General features: G+C 67.4%; 19 protein-coding genes. 11 read left to right on the top strand and 8 right to left on the bottom strand.

The annotated features are described in order from the left end of the window. The first annotated feature begins 373 nt into the window (after nt 1–373). A complete protein-coding gene (locus tag EPL04_RS16935; RefSeq protein ID WP_134672361.1) occupies nt 374–1,615 on the top strand; it encodes an orc1/cdc6 family replication initiation protein in 1,242 nt (413 codons plus the stop codon). A 484-nt stretch (nt 1,616–2,099) separates the two neighbouring features. Here EPL04_RS16935 and EPL04_RS16930 read toward each other — a convergent pair whose 3' ends face one another. Beyond that, the gene (locus tag EPL04_RS16930; RefSeq protein WP_134672360.1) at nt 2,100–3,764 is read right to left on the bottom strand and encodes an ATP-binding response regulator; all 1,665 of its coding nucleotides are present in this window, start codon (nt 3,762–3,764) and stop codon (nt 2,100–2,102) included. 133 nt (nt 3,765–3,897) lie between these two features. Then, nucleotides 3,898–4,893: an MBL fold metallo-hydrolase gene (locus EPL04_RS16925; protein WP_134672359.1), complete on the bottom strand. Its 996-nt coding sequence runs from the start codon at nt 4,891–4,893 to the stop codon at nt 3,898–3,900. A gap of 149 nt (nt 4,894–5,042) precedes the next feature. On the opposite strand from EPL04_RS16925, the gene EPL04_RS16920 reads away from it, so the two are divergent. Together EPL04_RS16920 and EPL04_RS18900 are read left to right on the top strand one after the other, a co-directional pair. After that, nucleotides 5,043–5,345, top strand: a complete 303-nt coding sequence (locus tag EPL04_RS16920; protein WP_134672358.1) for a hypothetical protein — start codon at nt 5,043–5,045, stop codon at nt 5,343–5,345. 78 nt (nt 5,346–5,423) lie between these two features. Further along, nucleotides 5,424–5,600: a hypothetical protein gene (locus EPL04_RS18900; protein WP_167599508.1), complete on the top strand. Its 177-nt coding sequence runs from the start codon at nt 5,424–5,426 to the stop codon at nt 5,598–5,600. A gap of 20 nt (nt 5,601–5,620) precedes the next feature. Here the strand turns inward: EPL04_RS18900 and EPL04_RS16915 are convergent, their stop codons facing one another. Further along, on the bottom strand, nt 5,621–6,286 hold the full coding sequence (locus EPL04_RS16915; RefSeq protein ID WP_134672357.1) for a uracil-DNA glycosylase family protein: 666 nt from the start codon (nt 6,284–6,286) through the stop codon (nt 5,621–5,623). Between the two features lie 177 nt (nt 6,287–6,463). Here EPL04_RS16915 and EPL04_RS16910 point away from each other — a divergent pair, with 177 nt between their 5' ends. Genes EPL04_RS16910 through EPL04_RS16900 form a run of 3 tightly spaced genes read left to right on the top strand, consistent with a single transcriptional unit; the run spans nt 6,464 to nt 9,573 of the window. Beyond that, nucleotides 6,464–7,531 carry a Bug family tripartite tricarboxylate transporter substrate binding protein gene (locus EPL04_RS16910; RefSeq protein WP_134672356.1) on the top strand — a complete coding sequence of 356 codons (1,068 nt, stop codon included), beginning with the start codon at nt 6,464–6,466 and terminating at the stop codon, nt 7,529–7,531. Between the two features lie 38 nt (nt 7,532–7,569). Next, nucleotides 7,570–8,076, top strand: a complete 507-nt coding sequence (locus EPL04_RS16905; RefSeq protein ID WP_134672355.1) for a tripartite tricarboxylate transporter TctB family protein — start codon at nt 7,570–7,572, stop codon at nt 8,074–8,076. After that, nucleotides 8,077–9,573, top strand: a complete 1,497-nt coding sequence (locus EPL04_RS16900; protein WP_134672354.1) for a tripartite tricarboxylate transporter permease — start codon at nt 8,077–8,079, stop codon at nt 9,571–9,573. It begins immediately after the preceding gene. Between the two features lie 29 nt (nt 9,574–9,602). Here the strand turns inward: EPL04_RS16900 and EPL04_RS16895 are convergent, their stop codons facing one another. From EPL04_RS16895 to EPL04_RS16870, 5 genes are all read right to left on the bottom strand, one after another. Then, entirely contained in the window at nt 9,603–9,782 is a 180-nt protein-coding gene (locus EPL04_RS16895) for a DUF5786 family protein (protein ID WP_134672353.1), read from the bottom strand. 78 nt (nt 9,783–9,860) lie between these two features. Continuing rightward, a complete protein-coding gene (gene tuf / locus EPL04_RS16890) occupies nt 9,861–11,126 on the bottom strand; it encodes a translation elongation factor EF-1 subunit alpha (RefSeq protein WP_134672352.1) in 1,266 nt (421 codons plus the stop codon). A 97-nt stretch (nt 11,127–11,223) separates the two neighbouring features. After that, the gene (locus EPL04_RS16885) at nt 11,224–12,444 is read right to left on the bottom strand and encodes an MFS transporter (RefSeq protein WP_134672351.1); all 1,221 of its coding nucleotides are present in this window, start codon (nt 12,442–12,444) and stop codon (nt 11,224–11,226) included. An 84-nt stretch (nt 12,445–12,528) separates the two neighbouring features. Further along, on the bottom strand, nt 12,529–13,488 hold the full coding sequence (locus EPL04_RS16880; RefSeq protein WP_134672350.1) for an aldo/keto reductase: 960 nt from the start codon (nt 13,486–13,488) through the stop codon (nt 12,529–12,531). Nucleotides 13,489–13,756: 268 nt separating this feature from the next. Next, complete coding sequence (locus tag EPL04_RS16870; RefSeq protein WP_167599507.1) at nt 13,757–14,995, bottom strand: AI-2E family transporter; 1,239 nt, start codon at nt 14,993–14,995, stop codon at nt 13,757–13,759. Nucleotides 14,996–15,209: 214 nt separating this feature from the next. Between EPL04_RS16870 and EPL04_RS16865 the strand changes: the two genes are divergently transcribed. The 5 genes from EPL04_RS16865 (at nt 15,210) to EPL04_RS16845 (ending at nt 20,245) form a co-directional block, all read left to right on the top strand. Continuing rightward, nucleotides 15,210–15,890 (top strand): helix-turn-helix domain-containing protein, encoded by a 681-nt coding sequence (locus EPL04_RS16865; RefSeq protein ID WP_134672348.1) that lies wholly within the window; start codon nt 15,210–15,212, stop codon nt 15,888–15,890. A 70-nt stretch (nt 15,891–15,960) separates the two neighbouring features. Continuing rightward, on the top strand, nt 15,961–17,310 hold the full coding sequence (locus EPL04_RS16860) for an ABC transporter substrate-binding protein (RefSeq protein ID WP_134672347.1): 1,350 nt from the start codon (nt 15,961–15,963) through the stop codon (nt 17,308–17,310). 21 nt (nt 17,311–17,331) lie between these two features. Continuing rightward, nucleotides 17,332–18,243, top strand: coding sequence for a carbohydrate ABC transporter permease (locus EPL04_RS16855; RefSeq protein WP_134672346.1), 912 nt, complete (start codon nt 17,332–17,334; stop codon nt 18,241–18,243). After that, on the top strand, nt 18,243–19,115 hold the full coding sequence (locus EPL04_RS16850) for a carbohydrate ABC transporter permease (protein WP_134672345.1): 873 nt from the start codon (nt 18,243–18,245) through the stop codon (nt 19,113–19,115). Before EPL04_RS16855 ends, EPL04_RS16850 begins: the two co-directional genes overlap by 1 nt. Next, nucleotides 19,115–20,245, top strand: a complete 1,131-nt coding sequence (locus EPL04_RS16845) for an ABC transporter ATP-binding protein (protein ID WP_134672344.1) — start codon at nt 19,115–19,117, stop codon at nt 20,243–20,245. The genes EPL04_RS16850 and EPL04_RS16845 overlap by 1 nt, the downstream gene beginning before the upstream one ends. The last annotated feature ends 15 nt before the right edge of the window (nt 20,246–20,260 follow it).

Here is a 20,260-nt window from a genome sequence, read left to right as displayed (position 1 = left end):
CCGCCACGATCCGACGGCTGTTCGTCGGAGATCAAATACTGTCAATATTAGCGAGGTATCGTCTTCGCTTCCTAGAAAATACGTACAGCAAACCGAGAGATATAATAGTCTATTTGACTAATTGTACTACGGATATCTTTTGTTGTCTTGGGTAATAAAGGTTCCCAAATTAAATACCGACTCGAACCCCCTCCTACCGATCCCGTCGAAGACTCCGGAAACGATGGGGTGGGTGTGTGTTTAAGTCAGATCCGACAACGGAAACTACGGCCTCCGGGAACGACGCCCCAACTTAAAAAGAATCGAACAGAAGAAACAGCGGACACCGCAGTCGCCCTGTGGATTTATGTGGTCGTCCACCCAACGACAGTTCATGTCATCGTTCAGTTTCGATCGGGACAACTCCCTCTACAAGAACCGCGACGCCTTGCTGGAGGAGTACACCCCGAACAACCTCGTCGGTCGCGACGACGAGTTGGAGGAGTACCACGCCGCACTCCAACCCATCATCAACGGCGAGGCCCCGTCGAACATCTTCCTCTACGGCAAGAGCGGCGTCGGCAAGACCGCCGCGACCCGATTTCTCCTCAACCGTCTCCAGGACGACGCCGCCAAGTACGACGACATCTCGTTGAACGTGATCGAGATCAACTGCGACGGTCTCAACTCGAGCTATCAGGTGGCAGTGCGACTCGTCAACACGCTCCGAACCCCGTCCGAACAGATCAGCAACACCGGCTACCCACAAGCGCAGGTGTACAGTTTCCTCTGGGAGGAACTCGACAAGGTCGGCGGAACTATCATCGTGGTCCTCGACGAGGTCGATCACATCAACGACAACTCCATCCTCTATCAGATCCCGCGCGCACGGAGCAACGGCTACCTCGAAGACGCCAAGATCGGGCTCATCGGCATCTCGAACGACCTCTCGTTTCGCGACTCGCTTTCCGCGAAGGTCCGGTCGTCGCTCTGCGAGAAGGAGGTGTCGTTCCCGCCGTACGACGCCACCGAACTCCAGAAGGTGTTGAGCCAGCGCGAGCAGGTCGCCTTTCACGAGGCGGCGCTCGCCGAGGACGTGATCCCGCTCTGTGCGGCCTACGGCGCACAGGACGCGGGCGACGCCCGACAGGCCCTCGATCTCCTGCTGGAGGCCGGCGATCTCGCCCGGAAGGAGGCCGTCGAGCAGGTCACCGACGAGCACGTCCAAGAGGCACGCGAGAAGCTCGAACGCGACCGCATCATGGAGGGGGTCGCCGACCTGACCGAGCACGCCCGACTCATCCTCTATGCGCTCACCTCGCTCGAGGCCGAGGAGACGACGCCCGCTCGTTCGCGCGACATCCGACCCCGGTACGAACAGCTGTGCAACCACGTCGGCACCGAACCGCTCACCAGCCGTCGGATGCGCGACCACCTCGCCGACCTCGCCATGCTCGGGGTCATCTCCTCGACCGAGAAAAACGAGGGGATGTCCGGGGGCAAGTACCGCGAACACGCCCTGAAACAGGACCTCCAACTGGTGGTCAGCGCGCTCGAAGAGACGATCGAGTTCGCCGGCGTCCACGACAGCATCAGGCCGTACTACCAGACCACGTTCGGCGACATCGAGGAGTGACCCGCGAGCGACCCCGAAAATCACTCGTCGGCCTCCCCGTCGCCCCAACCCCACGATTTCCGCTGTTTCGATCGCCGAACCGAACCCCACCGTTCCGCCGTGTCCACGACCCGTCAATTACCCCGGCGTTTCCGCTGTGCCCACGACCCATCAATTACCCCACCGTTTCCGCTGTTCGACGCTCTCGACCCCGTATCGGTCCGGGAGTCTCGTCGACCGCGCCGAACGCCGGTCGCGCTCGCGGAGTTCGGCTCTCGCCGTCCGGTCGCGTTCGGCCGGGCGAAACAGCGGAAACTGCGGAGTGATCGGGTCGCGGAATAAACACCGGAAACATCGGTGTCGCGACGAACCGCAGACCCGCCGCGGGCCCGGCGACGAAACAACGGAAACATCGGTGTGGACCGGCCGCACGCCCCGTGAGGGCAGACAGCGGAAACGACGGGGTCGCGGGCGACCGCCCGACTCGGCGACTCGACCGGACCGATCAGAACTCCGGGGTCCGGTCGCCCGCCACGCTCGCGTGCTGGAGTCGCAGAATCACCGCACTCCCGTCGGTCCGGTCGTCGTCGAACGCCAGTTCGCCGCCGAACTTCTCGACGATCCAGTTCGCGAGCCAGAGCCCGAGGCCGCTCCCGTGGTGGAGCGCGGTCTCTTTACCCTCCGAGAGCACCTCCTGTTCCTCTTCGGGGATGCCCGGTCCGTCGTCGAGCACCGCCAGCTCCACCCACCCGCTCTCGTCGACGGGCCGGGAGACGCACACGGTGACCGACGGGGACTCGCAGTCGGTGTGTTCGATGGCGTTTTCGAGGACTTCGCTGATCGCGGCGTCGATGGTTTTGTCGGCGTACGCGTAGACGGAGTCGGGACAGTCGACGAGTATCTCCGTCTCCGGGTACGACTGGCGAAACTCCTCGACGGTGTGTTCGATCGACTCGGCGAGGTCGATCTGGGTCCGGGTCTCGTCCTCTCGGTCGAGGGTCTTCCCGACCTCCCGGGCCTTCTCGCTGATCTCGATGAGTTCGATCACCTTCCGCTTGATCACGTCGACGTCGGCTTCCGAGCCCGGATTCTCCTCGAGGAGGTTCTCGGCGTGGCCCAACACCACGTTGAGGTCGTTGCGGAGGTTGTGCCGGAGGATCCGGTTGAACACCTGAAGTCGCTGTTCGCGTCTGACGAGTTCCTTTCGGGTCCGGACCGAGTCGATCGCGTAGGCGACGCTACTGCCGAACTTCGAGAGGACGCGCCGCTCGGTCTTCCCGAACGCGCCTCGGGTGACCGACCACAGGCTCAGCGTGCCGTAAATCGTGCTCTCGTACACCAGCGGCACCACGGCGACGACCGCCGATTCGCCGTCGGCGTCTTCCGAGCCGTTTCGATCGGCGCCGCCTCGGTCGTCGGCGTCCGGAACGGGCCGCGTCGCGACCTGAACGGTCTCGGTGGCGATGGCCTCTCGTATCAGCCGAGGATTCGACACCGACGCCGCCCCGTCGGTACTCCGGGGCTCCGACGGCGCGTCGTCTCGATCGGCGGCCAACGCGATCGGTTCGAGGGCGGCCACGTCGATGCCCGTCGCGACCTGCGGATGGATCACGTTCGCGTTCGCGTCGGTCTTGCCCACCCACGCGACCGAGTAGGGCTCGGTCCCGGCGAGTTGCTCGCAGACGATCTCCTCGATCTCCTCGCGCGAGGACGCCCGAAGGACCGCCTGACTCACGTCCCAGATCCGGTCGTTGACCTCGATCTGGCGGTCGACGCGTCGCTCGGTCCGCCGCCGGGAGATGGCGTTCTCGATGCGGTTTGCCAGCACCGTGAACTGCTCTTTCCCGGTCGCTTTCTTGAGGTAGTCGGTGACCCCCGCCGAAATCGCTCTGCTCGCGATCTGCTCGCTGCCGCCGCCGGTCAGCAGGATGAACGGGAGGTCGGGATACGATTCGTGAACCTCGTCGAGAAGCTCCAGCCCGTCCATCCCCGGCATCTCGTAGTCGCTGACCACGCAGTCGAACTTCTCGGCGGCGAGTTTGTCGAGGGCGGCGTCGGCACTCCCCACGGTGCAGACGTCGATGTCGTAGTCGCCGAGGACGTCGGCGGTGATTCTCGCGAAGAAGTCGTTGTCCTCGACGTGGAGCACGCGGGGCGGTGCGTCTACCATGCTTCGTGTGGTCGGATTCAGGGCTTCCTAATAAGTGGTTTCATTCCTTTAAATTCCCAGATCAAAAATACGAACGGACGCGAACCCGAGCGGCGCCACCGACTCGGCTCCGGCGTCGCCCGACCGATCCGACCTACTCGGAGTCGACGGCCACGTCTTCGGCGCCGAACACCGCGTCGAGGTCGGGGTCGGTTCGGAGTTCGTACCCCGAGTCGGTGTTGGCCACCACGCCCTCGCGTTCGAGCCGATCGAGGTGGGCGTACGCCTCCCCGGGCCCGTGAAGGATGTGGATGTTCGACAGTTCGCCGAACAGGTCGGCGCTCACCGTCCAGGCGTCGGCGGCGCCGCGCTCGCGCAGGACGGCGACGACTCGCTCGGTGCGCTCGCGGTGGTGGTCGATGATCTCGCGGGCCCGCTCGGTGGGGTTCGAGATGGGGTCCCGATGGCCCGGCCACGCCCGGACGTACTCGCCGTCGACGATCCGGTCGAGCGAGCCGAGATACGCCTTCAGTGGGTCCTCGACTCGCGGGTCCGCGCCGCCGACGTTCGGGGTGTACTTCGGCAACAGCGCGTCGCCGGCGAACAGCTCCGGGCCGTCCTCGCCGTCGAACCGGAACCCCGTCAGCCCCGCGGTGTGGCCGGGCAGGTGGACGGCTTCCAGTTCGAGGTCGCCCACCGAGAAGCGCTCGCCGTCGGCGAACGTCTCGACGGTCGGGGCCCGTCCCCTGATCTCCTCGTGGCGACCCAGAAACGCCAGTAGCTCCTCGGCCTTCTGCTCGGGGACGCCCCACCGATCGAAGAGGTCGCGTCGCTCTATCTCCTCGACGTGTGTCGTTCCGCCGGCCTCGATCATCTCGGCGTCGGCCTCGTGGACGTGGACAGTCGCGTCGCTCTCGGCCTGAATCTCGCCCGCGAGCCCGGCGTGGTCGTGATGCCAGTGGGTCAACAGGACGGCGTCGACGTCCTCGAACCCGAGGCCGTGGGACGCGAGTCCCGACCGTAGCTGTTCGCGCGTCGCCGAGTCCGCGACGCCGGTGTCGACGAGCGCGGTCGTCTCTGCGTCGGCTCCGAGGACGTAGACGGCGTTCTCGCCCTCGAAGACGGTGTTCCCGAGCTGGATCCGTTGCACGGTCCCACTCGGCGGCGTCGGAATAAGTCGTTTTCCCTCCCGCCGGTCGCCGCCGGCGCGTCGGGCGCCCTGCCGCCGGTTTACCACGCCCGTAGTAAATATTATCACGGAACTTTTATGATAGATACCGATCGGGGTTCACCTACGCGATGAGCGACCGAACCGAGTCACGGGGGCGCGACGAGGAGGCCGTCAACTGGACGCGGACCGACGGCGGCGTCGAGATCTACGACGAACGGAACCCCGACGCGTGGGTCCGGATGGAGTTCGTCAGCGGTCTCGACCCCGGCAAGCGACTCTACGGCATCTGTGACGACTGCGGGCTGGTCACCCCACAGCGGGGTCTCCCGGCCGACAGCATGGTCTGTGCCGACTGCGGGGCGGAGTTCGACGCCGAGTCGCACCCGAGCCGCGCCGCCGACCCCGGCCCGGAGTGCGATCCGGATCGGTAAGTAGCGACGCGGTCGGGTCGGCGACGCCCGGACGGACCCACACCGAGCTTTAACACCGATGGCGGCGTCGGCGTACGCATGGCGGTCCCTCGTCCCGAGACGCCGGTACAGATCGCGCTGGTGGCCGTCGGCGCGGCGGTCGCGTTCGTCGTAGTCTTGCCGCTGGTTCCGACACTTCTCGATCTCCTCGCGGGGACCGTCCGCGGGGTGGTCGACGCCGTCGTTCCCGGCGGCCCAGACTACCGCACCTCGTAGGTCTCGTCGCCCCGGCCCGACTACCGCACCTCGTAGGTCTCGTCGCCCGCGAGAAACCGACTCAGGTCGGCGGTCTGGCGGTAGTCCGAGTCCAGTAGCTCCGACAGCGACGCCGCCAGTCGCTCGCGATCGGCGTCCGTCCACTCGGTCGGCTCGCGGATCGGAACGACGAGGAAGCCGCTTCCGGGGACGTGGTCGGCGTGGAGTTCGGCCATCCCGCGGTCGTCGACCAGCGCCGCCCGGGCGCCGTAGGTGGCGAGGACGTGTCGGGTCGCGGCCTCGCCGACCGGGAGCAGAACGTGGGCGGCGATCGCCCGGAGTTCGGCGTCGAAAAACGGTTCGAGGTCGTCGTACTCGCGGTCGGTGGGCGCCCGATCGTCCGCCAGACAGCACATGTACCGGTAGCTCAGAAAGAGGTTCGCGACCGCGGGCCCGTCGCCGTCGCCGTCTCGGTCGGCTACGAGGCCGACCTCGTTCAGCACGGACCGGAGTCGCTCGCCGGCGGGACTCCCCGTGAACGGAACGCCCGTCTCGCACCCGCCGTGGACGCCGGGGTGGTCGCCGACGACGTGGAAGTCGGCGTTCGCGTCGCCGTACCCGAAGACGGCCGCCTGCTCGCCCTCCGCGCCCGGACAGGGCGGGCGCATGTCGAACGGGTTGGTGATCCTGTCGGTGACGTTCTTCACGCGCCACCGTAGCGCGTACCGCGTTATATTCGGCCCGGTTCGCGCCCCCGACTCGGGATTTCCGCCGTCTCCGGGGCCGTCGCGCGCCCGCGACCGGGCTCACACCTTCCTCCCGAACTAACATAACAAAATAGGCAAAAAAGTTCTTATCCGATATAGTAAAACATTGGTGGTGGAATGGTGGGGGAAGACAACGACGCGATACTCGAATCGACAGGACGGCGACGGTTTCTCAAGGCGACCGGCGTCGGTTCGGCGGTCGGACTCGCCGGACTGACAGGTCTCGGCGCCGCACAGGAGTACCCGAGCGACGACATCGAACTGATCGTTCCGTGGGCGGCCGGCGGCGGCACCGACCGCACCGCCCGCCAGCTCGCCTCGCTGGCGGAGAACGAACTCGACACGTCCGTCTTCGTGACGAACCAGACCGGCGGGAGCGGGAGCGCGGGCTTCCGAGCGGCCGCCAACGCCGAAGCCGACGGCCACACGGTGGGCGTGCTGACGGTCGAGATCGCCACGATCTCGCACCTCGGGATCGCCGACATCACGCCCGACGACTTCGACGCCGTGATGCAGTACAACTTCGATCCGGCGTCGCTGACCGTCCACGAGGACGCTCCGTACAGCACGATCGAGGAGTTCGTCTCCTACGCCGAGGACAACCCCGGCGAGATCCGGATCTCGAACTCGGGGATCGGCGCGATCTGGCACCTCTCGGCGGCCCAGATGGCCCAGCAGGTCGGCATCGACGTCGAGCACATCGGCTACGACGGCGGCGCGCCCGCGACCCAAGCCGTGGTCAACGGCGAGGTCGAGGCGACCACCGCGAGCGCCGCGGAGGTCGCCCCGCAGGTCCAGGACGGCCCGCTCAACATGCTCGCGGTGTTCGGCGAGGAGCGCAACGACCTGTTCCCGGACGTGCCGACTCTCCGGGAGAAAGACATCGACGTGACGATCGGCGCGTGGCGCGGGCTCGGGGTCCCGTCGGGCACGCCCGACGAGCGAGTCCAGACGCTCAACGGCGCGTTCCAGTCGGTGTACGAGTCCGACGACTTCCAGTCGTTCCTGGACGAGAACGGCTTCGGGCTGGTCAACCGCGGCCCCGAGGAGTACGGCGAGTTCATGGCGTCCGAACTCGACCGCTTCGAGGAGATCGTCGCCAACCTCGGTCTCGGACCGGGCGGCGACGGCGGCACCGAAACCGAGTCGGGAACCACGACAGCGTCTGAGACGACGAGCTCGTAATCCGGTCGGGACGCGACCGGGCCACTCCGAGTTTTTCAATGGCTATCGACATTCGACACACCGATAAAGTCGGCGCGGCGCTGCTGGTAGCGCTGTCGGCGGGCGTGTTCGTCGCGAGTCGCGACTTCCCGAGCGGGTTCGGCGAGACCCCGGGCGCGGCCTTCTTCCCCCGAGTCATCGCGGCGACGATCGCTCTGCTGGCGGCCGTACTGCTCGTTCGAAGCGTGGTCGCTCGCGACCCTCGAACCCACAGTGTGGGGACCGAAGCGGTGGTCCGGTTCGCGGTCCCGGCCGGGTTCCTGCTTGCCTACGTGCTCGTGATGCCGGCGGTCGGGTTCGTCCTCGGAACGCTGGGGTTTCTCGTCGGGCTGATGTGGTACTCCGGGGTGAGGCGGCTCCGCACGTCGGTCCCGCTCGGGGTCGCCATCGCGGTGGTACTCCACTACGTGTTCCGGGCGTTCCTGCGCGTTCCGCTCCCGGAGGGGAGCGTCGTGTCGCTCTCGGAGTTTCTCCCGTCGCTCCCGCTGGTTCTGGGGGTGGCGTAGATGAGCGTCGTCGGCAACCTCCTGCAGGGGGCCGCGATCGTCTACCAGCCGTTCGCGCTCGCGCTCATCGTGGCGGGCGTGCTCATCGGGATGACGATGGGGTCGCTCCCCGGGATGACCGCGACCATGACCGTCGCGGTGCTCGTCTCGTTCACGTTCGGCATGGAGGCCGCCGAGGGGATGATGCTCCTGCTCGGCATCTACGGCGGCGCGCTGTACGCGGGCTCGATCCCCGCGATCTTGATCCGGACGCCCGGGACCCCGAGCGCGGCCGCGACCGTCTTCGACGGCTTCCCGCTGGCCGAACGCGGACTCGCGGGCCGGGCGATCGCGGTGGCGACGGTGGCGTCGTTCGTCGGCGGCGCGGTCAGCGTCGTGTTGCTCGCGGCGTTAGCACCACAGATCGCGAGCGTCGCCATCGAGTTCGGCTCCGCGGAGTACTTCGCGCTTGCGGTGTTCGGGCTCACGATCATCGCCAGCGTCAGCGGCGACTCGCTTCTCAAAGGGCTCGTCTCGGGCCTGCTCGGCATGCTGCTCGCGACGGTTGGCCTCGACCCCGTACTGGCGTATCCCCGCTTCTCGTTCGGCTTCGAACCGCTCACCTCCGGCATCCAGTTCATCGCGGTGATGATCGGGCTGTTCGGCATCGCGGAGGGGTTCCTGCGCTACCAGCGCGGCATCGAGACCGAGCAGGTCTCCCAGGAGTTCACGAACGTCATCCCCTCGCGGGCGGACCTCTCGAAGATCAGCAACGTCGTCGTCGGATCGAGCGTGGCGGGGGCGTTCATCGGCGCGATCCCGGGCGCTGGCGGCGACATCGCGTCGTTCGTCACCTACAACGAGGCCAAACGCTGGGTCGAGGGCGCGGCCGCGACGTTCGGCGACGGCGACATCCGCGGGGTGGCGGCGGCCGAATCGGGCAACAACGCCTCGACCGGCGGCGCGCTGATCCCGACGCTGACCCTCGGTATCCCCGGCGACTCGGTGACCGCGATCCTGATCGGCGCGCTGATGGTCCACGGCATCCGGCCCGGCCCCGGGCTGTTTCAGGACGAACCCGAACTCGTCTACGCCATCTTCGTCGGCTTCTTTACCGTGTACGTCGTCATCCTGGTGTTCGGGCTGGTCGGCGCCCGCTACTGGGCTCGGCTCATCGACTTCCCGGGGAAGTACCTCTGGCCCGCGATCTTCGTGCTCTCGATCGTGGGAGCGTTCGCGCTCCGGGGTAACGTCCTCGACGTGTGGGTCGCGCTCGGTGCGGGCGCGCTCGGCTACGTGATGCGGGTCGAAGACTACCCACTCGCGCCGATGGTGCTCGGGCTCATCCTGGGGCCGATCGCGGAGGTGAACCTCCGGCGGTCGCTCAAGCTGTCGGGCGGCTCGTTAGAAATCTTCTACTCCGAACCGCTCACGCTCGGCATCTTCGCGCTGGCGGCGGTGTCGCTCGTTGTCCCGTTCGTGCAGGCGTGGCGCGGGTCGAACACGGAGTCGGCGTAGGTCGGCGCGACCTGAGTGGTCGCCGGCCGCTACTCCTCGTCGGCGCCCTTGATCTCGTCGAGCTTGTCGAGGAGCTCGTCCTGAGAGGCCTCCGAGTCGAACGAGACCTCGCCGTGGTGGTCGTTCTCGTGGACGTTGACCGCGGCGTCCTCGTCGATGTCGTTGTCCTGATCCTGCTGTTCGGACTCGTCGTAGCTACCAAAACCCATGTGTAGACCGACTCCGCTCGGACAGTAAAATGAACCGATGTGGCCGCGCGAACGCGGGCGCGCTCGACGCGATTTCCCCTACCCTTCGTTGACTTCCAGCACGCGGCCCGCCGCGATGGTCTGGCCCATGTCCCGCACCGCGAAGCTCCCCAGTTCGGGGATCTCGCTCGAGGACTCGATCGAGAGGGGCTTTTGCGGGCGAACCGTGATGACCGCGGCGTCGCCCGACTGGATGAAGTCGGGGTTCTCCTCCTCGACCTCACCGGAGGCCGCGTTGATCTTCTGGTCGATGGACTCGATGGTGCAGGCGACCTGCGCGGTGTGGGCGTGAAAGACCGGCGTGTAGCCGTCGGTGATGACCGACGGGTGTTGCATCACCACGATCTGGGCGGTGAAGGTCTCGGCGACCGACGGCGGGTCGTCGGCGGGACCACAGACGTCGCCCCGGTGGATGTCGTCTTTGCCGACGCCCCGGACGTTGAACCCGACGTTGTCGCCGGGCTCGGCCCGCGGCACCTCCTCGTGGTGCATCTCGATCGTCTTGACCTCCCCGCCCACGTCGCTTGGCTGGAACGAGACGCTGTCGCCGGTGTTGAGGACGCCGGTCTCGACGCGGCCGACCGGGACGGTTCCGATGCCCGAGATGGTGTAGACGTCCTGAATCGGGAGTCGGAGCGGCGCGTCGGTCGGCGGCTCCGGGGCTTCGAGGCCGTTGAGCGCTTCGAGCACGAGTTCGCCGTCGTACCACGGCATCTCGTCGCTTCGCTCGACGACGTTGTCGCCCTCCAGCGCCGAGATCGGGATGAAGCTCGCGTCGGCGGTGTCGAACCGGACCTGATCGAGCAGGTCTTTGACCTCCGCGATCACCTCCCGATACCGCGTCTCGTCGTAGTCGGCGGCGTCCATCTTGTTGACCGCGACGATGAGTTCGTTGATCCCCAGCGTGCGCGCCAGGAAGACGTGTTCTTGGGTCTGGGGCGCGACGCCGTCGTCGGCCGCGACGACCAGGACGGCGTTGTCGGCCTGCGAGGCCCCCGTGATCATGTTCTTCACGAAGTCGCGGTGGCCGGGCGTGTCCACGATGGTGAAGTAGTACTCGTCGGTCTCGAACTCCTGATGGGCGATGTCGATGGTGACACCGCGCTCGCGCTCCTCGGCGAGGTTGTCCATGACGTAGGCGAACTCGAAGCCGCCCTTGCCCTTCTCCTCGGCCTCCTCGCGGTGCTGTTCGATGACGTGGTCCGGGACGCTCCCCGTCTCGAAGAGGAGTCGCCCGACCAGCGTTGATTTGCCGTGGTCGACGTGACCGATGATGGCCAAGTTCTGGTGCGGTTTGTCTGCCATATGTTCCCACCCTCCGGCTCTAGTCGTCGGGAGCCAGCGCCATTAGCGTTTCCGGCCACCCGGCCCGCCCCGACCCGGAATCCGCGGGCAGACCGCCTCAGCCTCCGGTCGGCGTCTCCGAGGTGGGCGCGCGCCACGCGATCACCGCGCCGAGCGCCCCGAGGGCGGCCGCGAGGCCGAACGCCGGTAGGTAGCCGGCCCGCTCGATGACGGCGCCCCCGGCGATGGGTGCGGCGAAAGCGCCGAACAGCCCCACGCTCGTCAGCATCGAGACCGCGGTCGTCCGGACCGCCGGCGCGACGACCTCCGCGACGTAGGTGTAGAGCAGGCCGAGCGCGAGCTGGACCGCGAACCCCGAGACGACGATCAGCGCGACCACGACCGGCACCGCCGAGAAGACGACGAAGCCGGCGATCGCGGGCGCGGCGACCACGAACGAAAGCACCGCGACCGGCCGCCGGGCGCCGCCGAACAGCCGGTCGGAGAGGACGCCCCCGCCGGTCCGCGAGACGACGCCGACCGCCGGGAACACCGCGGTGAGCGCCCCGCCGGCCGCGAGCGAGACGCCGAGCCCCTCGGTCAGGTAGCTCGGGAGCCAGCTGTTGAGAAAGAGATACAGCGAAAAGCCGAGGAAGCTCAGCGTACAGAGCGTCCAGGCCGCCCGGTCGGTGAACAGCGCGGCGAACTCCGCCCGGTCGGGCTGGCCGGTCTCGACCGCGAGCCGGCGGTTCCGGGTCGCAAGCAGGAAGACTCCGACCCCGACCGCCGCGATGGCCGCGAACGCCGGCAGCGTGGCCGGCCAGCCGAACGGCTCGGCCAGCAGCGGGCTCCCGAACTGTCCCAGCGTGAACCCGACCGGGGCGCTCGCGGTGAACAGCCCGACCGCGGTCGCCCGCACGTCGGGTTCGACCGCCTGTCCCGCGAGGTTCGCGCCGGCGTTCCACACGATCACGTAACACAGCCCGCCCAGCATCCGGGACGCGAACAGCCACCAGTAGGCCCCCGCGACCGCGGCGGCCCAGCCCCACGCGCCCGCGATCAGGAGCGCGACGCCGGCGGCCGCGACCGCCCTGCGGACCGACACCCGGTCGAGCGCGATCCCGACGGGGACGCTGGCGACGACCGCGGTCAGGTACATCACGCTCACGAGCCACCCCGCGGCGGTCGCGCCGATCCCGAGCGACTCTCTGACCAGCGGGAGCACGCTCGCGGGCGCGATCTCGTAGGCGCCGGCCGCGGTCGACAGCAGGAACACGCCCGCGACGAGCCCGACGGTGCTGGACCGCGAGGGCTCGTCCGGGTCGGCGTCGCTGGACACGCGAGTACGTTTTCGGGACGGGTATAAAACTCCGAGCGTGCCGGAACCCGGCGCGGCGGGCGCCCACGGCGAGCCGGCGCCGTCCTACTCGGCGGCCGCCGCGATGCGGTCGTACTGGTCGTCCGAGATGTCGATCTCCGTCGCGCCGAGGTTCTCTTCGAGTTGGTCGGTCGTCCGCGCGCCCACGATGGGGATACACTGGAACTCGCGCTGGTCGGCCAGCCACCGGAGGGTCACCTGCGCGGGCGTGGCGTCGACCGCCTCGGCGATCGCCCGGATCGCGTCTAAGACCGCCCACTGACGGTCGTCCCACCGGTCGTCCCACTCGTAGAGGTCGCCCCGGGACCCCTCGGGCCCGGCGGCGTCGCGCTCGTACTTGCCGGTGAGAAAGCCGCCTTCGAGCGGCGAGTACGGACAGACCGCGAGCCCCCGGTCGGCGCACACGTCGAGGTAGTCCGCGACCGGCTCCCGGTAGGCGGGGTTGAACCGCGGCTGGGTCACTTCGAACCGCTCTAGGCCCTCGACGTCGCTGGTCCAGAGGGCCTTCGTGAGCTTCCACGCCGCCATCGAACTCGCCGCGAGGTAGTTGACCTTCCCCTCCCGGACGAGGTCGTTCAGCGTCCGGAGCGTCTCCTCGATCGGCGTCTCGTCGTCCCACCGGTGGATGTAGTAGATGTCGAGGTACTCCGTGCCGAGGCGGTCGAGCGTGCCCTCTATCTGGGCCCGGATGTGCTTGCGCGAGAGCCCCCGATCGTTCGGGCCGTCGTCGAACCCGAAGTACACCTTCGAGGCGAGCACGAACTCCTCGCGGTCGTGGTCGGCGAGCCAGTCGCCGATCCACTCCTCGGCGGTGCCGTTGGGGTCGCCGTAGACGTTCGCGGTGTCGATGAAGTTGACCCCGCGTTCGTACGCGGTGTCGAGCAGGTCGTGGGCGGTCTTGCGGTCGGTCTCGACGGTGCCGTTCGACTCCTTGCCGAAGCGCCACGTTCCGAAACAGATCTCCGAGACCTTCGTTCCGGTGGACCCGAGGCTGACGTACTCCATACGCCTCGTATCTTCGCTTCGAGCCTTAACTGTGTGCGTCGCGGAACCACGCGTCGGCCGGTGTGGTTCCGAGTCTCGGGCTCTCTCCCTCTTCTCCCTCTCTCGGGCTCTCTCCCTCTTCTCCCTCTCTCGGGCTCTCTCCCTCTTCTCCCTCTCTCGGGCTCTCTCCCTCTTCTCCCTCTCTCGGGCTCTCTCCCTCTTCTCCCTCTCTCGGGCTCTCTCCCTCTTCTCCCTCTCTCGGGCTCTCTCCCTCTTCTCCCTCTCTCGACTACTCCCCGCCGTCAGCGCCGGTGGACTCCCCCGGCGGATCGCCGCCGAGCGACGGGGCGGCGTCGACCGCGGAGGTGAGGCGGTCGCCGTGGAGCAGGTCGGTCAACACGATGCGGACCGCCTGAAGCACGAGCACGGCGAAAAGCGGGAGCAGGAAGAAGCCGTACCACCCGAACAACAGCGGACCGAGCAGGTACGCGAACATCATGATGCCGGTGTGTATCTGTCGCCCCGAGATGTACGGCTGGAGGAACGTCTGGGGTAAGATGTCCAGCACGAGAAACGAGACCACGAGGAGGCCGACGGGAAACACCAGCGCCACCCCGCCGGTCCGGAACGCGACCGTCCCGAGGTAGATCACCAGCGGGATGTACACCAGTTTGCTGACGACCAGCGGGATCAGGCTCGTGATCCCGGTCAGTAGCGCGAGCAACACGGGAAACGGGATTCCGAGCGGGTCCGGGGCGACGAGGTTGAAGCCGTAGTAGATCACCGCCGCCAACACCGCCATCGTGAACACGAACACCACGTTGCCGAAGAAGACGGTTTCGAGGTCGTCGTCGACCGCCTTCGCGTAGGCGTGGCCGGCCGAGTCCGGCGGGGCCACGTTGCGCCGGAACCACTCGGCGACGCTATCGCCGTCCCGGAGCAAGAAGAACGCGAGTCCGAACGCGAGCGTGACGTGAACGAGGGCGTTGATCGCCGACCCGAGCACCGCGAGACCGCTGGTCAGCAGGCTCCGGAGCCGATCGAACGGGAGCGACCGGAGTCGCCCCGGCTGATTCAGGAGGGTCGCGAGCGCGTCGCGCTGGCCCTCGCCGAGCGCTCCGAGGTTCACGAACGGCGAGAGCAGTTGGACGTACTCGTCCGGACCGACACCCGACAGCGACGCGACGTCCCGGAGTCCGGCCGCCAGAACGTACCCGACGATCAGCAACACCGGGACCACAAAGCCCAGCAGGGTCACAGCCGCCGAGGCGCCGTCGCGCCCGAGCCGCGATCGCACTCGGCCGAACACCGGCCGCGACGCGTAGTAGACGAACACGCCGAAGACGAAGGTGCCCAGAAACGAGTAGCCGAGGAAGGCGACGCCGAGCCCCAGAAAACCGATGTAGAGCCACCACGCCGCGCGGTTCCGGTCGCGATCGAGCAGTGACGCGAGGCTCACTGTTCGCGCGGGGTCGGCCCCGCCCCGGCCGACGGTGCGGTTCCCGTCCGGTTCCCGACCCCGTCCCACTGCCCCGCTCGCGTCGTCGTCGCGTCCGAGCCGTATTCAGCCATGGTACACACGTCACGACAGCCGTCGTGATAACTGCTGTTGCCGAAACGCCGCCGATCGGCGTCGCTCGGCGTGTTCGGCGGGTTCGACTCGGCCGGCCGTCCCGCGTCGGGGCGATCGACACGAGTTATCACGCGAAACGTTAATAATCCTCACTACGTGACTCTACTGGATGTTCCGCGCCAAGCTCTATCTCGATCTCCGGACCGACTGCGTCCTGAGCGAGGTCACCGATCGGTGGAACACGTCGTTCACGGTCAACCACGAGGAGGTCCTCGACGACGAGCACATCTCCTTCGTGATCGACGCCGAGGACAAGGTCGCGGAGTTCGTGGCGGCGTTCGAGGACTCCGAGCAGGTCTCGAACGTCGAGCGAGTCGACGAGACGCACATAAAGCTCACCAAGCGGGCCTGCGGCGCGCTCCCGATCATCCGGTCAAACCACGGCATGATGCAGTGGTGGGACCGGGTGGACGGGACCCAGCGGGCGTTCGACATCGTCGTCTTCCGCCGGGAGGACCTCCGGAACATCGTGGCCGAACTCCGGGAGATCGGCTCCGTGCGGCTCGCCCAGCTCACGCCGTACCGGGCCGCCGAGACGATGCTCTCGGACCGGCAGGCCGAGGTGGTCGCGCTCGCGCTGGACGCCGGCTACTACGAGTGGCCCCGCGAGACCGACGCCGAGACGCTGGCGGCGGAACTCGAGATCAGCCACGCCACGTTCCTCGAACACCTCCGAAAGGCCGAGCGCGCGCTCCTGCGCAACGCGCTCGACGGCGGCGACCGACGGGGCGCGTTCTCGTCGGACGACTCCGGGTCGGCGCTCGACGCGGCCGAGACCGGCGCCGACTGAGCCGGACTATTTAAAGAGCCTACTGGTGTAGGGCGAAGACATTCCACGCCTTAGTATGGTATGTATTCACATGGCTAGACAGCACTCGACGAGGCGCAAGTTCCTGACCGCGGCCGGCGGGGCGACGGCGGTCGCCGTGGCCGGCTGTACGGGCGGTTCCGAGTCGGACTCGGAGGGCGACTCCGCGACGACCGTCGGCGAGGTCGAATCGGGCGATGCGACCCAGACCACGATCAAGTACCTCTCGGACCGGGGCGACTCCAAGCAGGTCATCGACCAGATCATCTCGGAGTTCGAGAGCGAACACGACTACACGGTCGACGTCACCTACACGTCGAAGGGGACCTCGACCGACGAGCAACTCCAGAAGATGCGGGCCGCGGGCAACCCCCCGGACGTCGTCTTCGACACGTCCGCGGACGCCTACCGCTACCAGCGAGACGGCGACGCCGCGCCGGTCAGCGAGGCGGTCCAGGGGACCGGCCTGCCCGATCCGGTCAACGTCGACGGCGAGTCGTACTTCGTGGCGACGATGGTCGAGCCCCTGATGGGGTGGTACCGAAACGACATCTACGAGGAAAACCCCACGACGTGGGAGACCTGGCAGTCCGAGGCCCAGCGCGTCTCCGAGGAGGAAGACATCAACGGCTACGTCGTCCAGTCGGGCCAGACCAACAACGCCGACACGTCGATCACCCAGTACCACTGGCAGAACGACGTCGACATCTACAGCGGCCCGTCCGACGACATTCAGGTCACGATCGACGACGAGGACAACCGTCAGGGGGCCATCGAGACCTACGAGTGGGTCCAGCAGATGGCCGAGTACGCGCCGAACGGCTCCGGCTGGGAGTGGGGCGACGCCATCGCCGCGCTCCAGCAGGAGAACGCCGCGGCCGCGATGAGCGTCGGCGGGCTCCCGATTCTCACCATCTCCGCGAACCGTCCGGACCTCGTCGAGAAGCTCTCGCCGACCGCGTTCCCGGTGCCGGACGGCAACGGTCAGGACAAGTGGTGGGCGTACATGGAGGGTCACGTCGTCTGGAACTCCGGGGGCGCGACCGACGGCGCCCGGCAGTTCGTCGACTTCTTCAGCAAGTCCGAGCGGTTCATGGACTTCGTGCTCTCGGCGCCGCTGTTCCAGTTCCCGCCGACCCGCGAGGGCCTCGACAGCGAGGCGGTCCGGAACAACGAGACGATCCAGAACCACCCCGACGTGATGGAACTCGTCCGGGACAACTGGGACGCGTTCACCTCGGTCCTCGCGACCGGCGACGACGGCGCGCCAAACATCGTCGCGGCCGACGCCTACGGCCAGCAGGTGTTCGGTCAGTCGGCCGAGCAGCTGCTCGTCGGCGGTCGCTCGCCCGAGGAAACCGTCGACTGGGTCGCCGAAGAGCTCCGGGGCCTCCAGGACTGAGACGCCTCCTCTCCCACCACTATGAGTACGGTCACGTCCGTCAGGTCCTCGCTCGCCGAGTTCGACGAGCGACGGCTCTTGTTGCTCGCAACGTTCCTCCCGCTCGCGGCGTTTTTCACCCTCGTCTGGGCGATCCCCATCGCCTACGCCCTCGGGATGAGTCTCTTCGAGAACCCCACGCGGGCGGCCTCGTTCGCCGGTCTCTCGAACTACGTCGAGATCCTGACCGCCGAGCAGTTCCCGCTTTTCCTCTGGAACAGCGTGCTCTACGCCGTCTCGACCACCGTCTTCAGCCTCCTGCTCGGGCTCGGGCTCGCGCTGGTGGTCAACCAACAGATCCGGGGCGGGAGCGTCCTCCGGACGATGATGATCTTTCCCTATCTCCTGCCGACGCTCGTGGTCATCTTCATCTGGCAGTTCCTCTTCGACCCGAACATCGGCGTCGTCAATCAGTGGCTCGTCGACTTCGGGGTGGTCGCCGACCCCATCGCGTTCTTCTCGACGATCGAGTGGGCGATGGCGGCGGTCGCGGTGACCAGCGTCTGGAAGTTCGGCTCGTTCGCCTTCTTCATCCTGCTCGCCCGGCTCCAGGCCATCGACCCGAACCTCTACGAGCGCGCCCGCGTCGAGGGCGCCTCGACGTGGCAGGCGTTCCGCGACATCACGGTGCCCCACCTCCGGGGGGCGATCCTCATCATCCTCCTGGTGCGGGGCATCTGGATGTTCAACAAGTTCGACATCATCTACCTCTCGACCCGCGGCGGGCCGCTGAACGCGACCACCACCCTCCCGATCCGGGTGTACGAGCTCGCGTTCAACGAGGTGAACTTCGGCGCCGCGACCGCGCTCGCCGGCATCATGTTCTTCCTGCTCGCCGGCGTGGCGGTCGTCTACTTCAGGGTCTTCGAGCCCGAGAAGGAGGTGACCCACTGATGGCGCTCGGCGAAGGTGCCGCCGGCTCGGTCGTCCCCCAGCGGCTCCAGACTCGCATCAAGCGGATCGCGCTCGTCCTCGTCGCGGCGCTGGTCGCGGTGTTCGTCACCGTCCCGGTGTACGTGATGGTCGCGGTCGCGGTCCAGTCGCCCGCGGCGGTGTTCCGCGGCGGCGACGTGAACCTGCTGATCGACTCGCTGACGCTCCGGAACTTCCGGGTCCTGATCGAGGACACGAACACGATCCAGTACTTCGCCAACAGCCTCATCGTCACCGCGAGCTCGACCGTCCTCTCGACGGCGCTGGCGGTGGCGGCCGGCTACGGGCTCACGCGCTTCGAGTTCACCGGCAAGACGGTCGCGGCCCGCGCGGTGCTGTTCGCGTACATGTTCAGCCCGATCGTGCTCGCGATCCCGCTGTACGTCATCTTCTTCTCGCTCGGCCTGCTGAACAGCTACTTCGCGCTGACGATGGCGCTGACCGCCATCTCGGCGCCCTTTACCATCTGGCTGATGTGGCAGTACTTCCAGACGGTGCCGATCTCCTTGGAGGAGTCGGCGTGGGTCCGGGGCGCGAGTCGGACTCGAACCCTCTGGGACGTGGTACTGCCGGTCGCGCGCCCCGGCTACATCTCGGCGGCGATCTTCTCGTTTGCGGTCGCGTGGAACGACTTCACGATGTCACGGGTCGTGATGAGCAACGACGAGATGTACACCATCACCGTCGGCGCCAGCCTCTTTCTCGACCGCGTCACCATCGGCTGGGGCGAGACGATGGCGGTGTCGCTTCTCATCTGCATCCCCCCGTTCCTCATCGCGGTTTTCCTCCAGAACTACCTCCTGCAGGGCTTTAACGTCGGAGGACTCGAATAATGGCACGTCCGATCCACCTCGACTCGGTTCGCAAGGAGTACCGATCCGCCGGCTCGGTCCACGTCGCGGTCGACGACCTCACGCTGTCGATCCCCGAGGGGTCGTTCACCACGCTCGTCGGCCCGTCCGGCTGTGGCAAGACGACGACGCTCCGGATGATCGCGGGGCTGGAGACCCCCACCGAGGGCCGGCTCTCGTTCGGCGACGAGGACGTGACCGGCCAGTCGCCCCAGGACCGCAACTGCGCGATGGTGTTCCAGTCCATCGCGCTGTACCCTCACATGACGGTCCGCCGGAACATCGGCTACGGGCTCAAGGTCCAGGGCGTCCCGAAAGACGAGCGCGACCGCCGGATCGACGAGGCGGCCGAGACGCTCCAGATCACCGAACAGCTCGAGAAGATGCCCGCGGAGCTGTCGGGCGGCCAGCAACAGCGGGTCGCGCTCGGCTCGGCGTTCGTCCAGGACCCCGACGTCCTGTTGCTCGACGAGCCGATGAGCGACCTCGACGCCAAGCTCAAGGCCGAACTCCGGGTCGAGGTCCAGCGCCTCCACCAGGAGCTCGACGCGACGGTCGTCTACGTCACCCACGACCAGACCGAGGCGATGACGATGAGCGATCAGGTCATCCTCCTGAATCAGGGCCGGCTCGAACAGTTCGCCCCGCCGGGCGAGCTGTTCGACGCCCCCGTCTCGGAGTACGTCGCCCGGTTCATCGGGACGCCGTCGACGAACCTGTTGCCCGCGACGGTCGCCGAGACCGACGACGGCTACGCGCTCGCGGGCGACGGCTTCGGGGTGCCGGCGCCGGCCGACCGCTTCGCCGACCGGGTCGGCGACTCGATCACGGTCGGGATCCGCCCGCAGTACCTCTCGGCTGACGGCGGCGACTACGAACTCACCGTGATCGCGGGGGTTGTCGAACAGCTCGGCACCGAGTTCGTCGTCCACGGTCACACCCCCGACGGCACCGACGTCGACGCGGTCTCGACGGCGTTCGGCGCGGTCGAGCACGGCGACGAGCTCGTCGTCGGCTTCGATCCCGGGGACCTGTTCGTCTTCGACGCCGACGGCCGGACCATCTGTCACGGCGACGCGCTCGCGGGCGAGACGCCTCGCCAGTCGCCCTGACCGCCTCGCATCCAC

Source organism: Halorussus marinus, from assembly GCF_004521895.1.
Lineage (GTDB): Archaea > Halobacteriota > Halobacteria > Halobacteriales > Haladaptataceae > Halorussus > Halorussus marinus.
Note: the sequence above shows the minus strand (reverse complement) of the source record. Positions and strands in the feature narration are given on the sequence as shown.

What these genes read in the sequence shown, in the direction of transcription:
- EPL04_RS16935 (WP_134672361.1), top strand. Translation starts at nt 374, where the DNA reads ATGTCATCGTTCAGTTTCGATCGGGACAACTCCCTCTACAAGAACCGC.
- EPL04_RS16930 (WP_134672360.1), bottom strand. Translation starts at nt 3,764, where the DNA reads ATGGTAGACGCACCGCCCCGCGTGCTCCACGTCGAGGACAACGACTTC.
- EPL04_RS16920 (WP_134672358.1), top strand. Translation starts at nt 5,043, where the DNA reads ATGAGCGACCGAACCGAGTCACGGGGGCGCGACGAGGAGGCCGTCAAC.
- EPL04_RS18900 (WP_167599508.1), top strand. Translation starts at nt 5,424, where the DNA reads ATGGCGGTCCCTCGTCCCGAGACGCCGGTACAGATCGCGCTGGTGGCC.
- EPL04_RS16910 (WP_134672356.1), top strand. Translation starts at nt 6,464, where the DNA reads ATGGTGGGGGAAGACAACGACGCGATACTCGAATCGACAGGACGGCGA.
- EPL04_RS16905 (WP_134672355.1), top strand. Translation starts at nt 7,570, where the DNA reads ATGGCTATCGACATTCGACACACCGATAAAGTCGGCGCGGCGCTGCTG.
- EPL04_RS16900 (WP_134672354.1), top strand. Translation starts at nt 8,077, where the DNA reads ATGAGCGTCGTCGGCAACCTCCTGCAGGGGGCCGCGATCGTCTACCAG.
- EPL04_RS16895 (WP_134672353.1), bottom strand. Translation starts at nt 9,782, where the DNA reads ATGGGTTTTGGTAGCTACGACGAGTCCGAACAGCAGGATCAGGACAAC.
- tuf (WP_134672352.1), bottom strand. Translation starts at nt 11,126, where the DNA reads ATGGCAGACAAACCGCACCAGAACTTGGCCATCATCGGTCACGTCGAC.
- EPL04_RS16880 (WP_134672350.1), bottom strand. Translation starts at nt 13,488, where the DNA reads ATGGAGTACGTCAGCCTCGGGTCCACCGGAACGAAGGTCTCGGAGATC.
- EPL04_RS16865 (WP_134672348.1), top strand. Translation starts at nt 15,210, where the DNA reads ATGTTCCGCGCCAAGCTCTATCTCGATCTCCGGACCGACTGCGTCCTG.
- EPL04_RS16860 (WP_134672347.1), top strand. Translation starts at nt 15,961, where the DNA reads ATGGCTAGACAGCACTCGACGAGGCGCAAGTTCCTGACCGCGGCCGGC.
- EPL04_RS16855 (WP_134672346.1), top strand. Translation starts at nt 17,332, where the DNA reads ATGAGTACGGTCACGTCCGTCAGGTCCTCGCTCGCCGAGTTCGACGAG.
- EPL04_RS16850 (WP_134672345.1), top strand. Translation starts at nt 18,243, where the DNA reads ATGGCGCTCGGCGAAGGTGCCGCCGGCTCGGTCGTCCCCCAGCGGCTC.
- EPL04_RS16845 (WP_134672344.1), top strand. Translation starts at nt 19,115, where the DNA reads ATGGCACGTCCGATCCACCTCGACTCGGTTCGCAAGGAGTACCGATCC.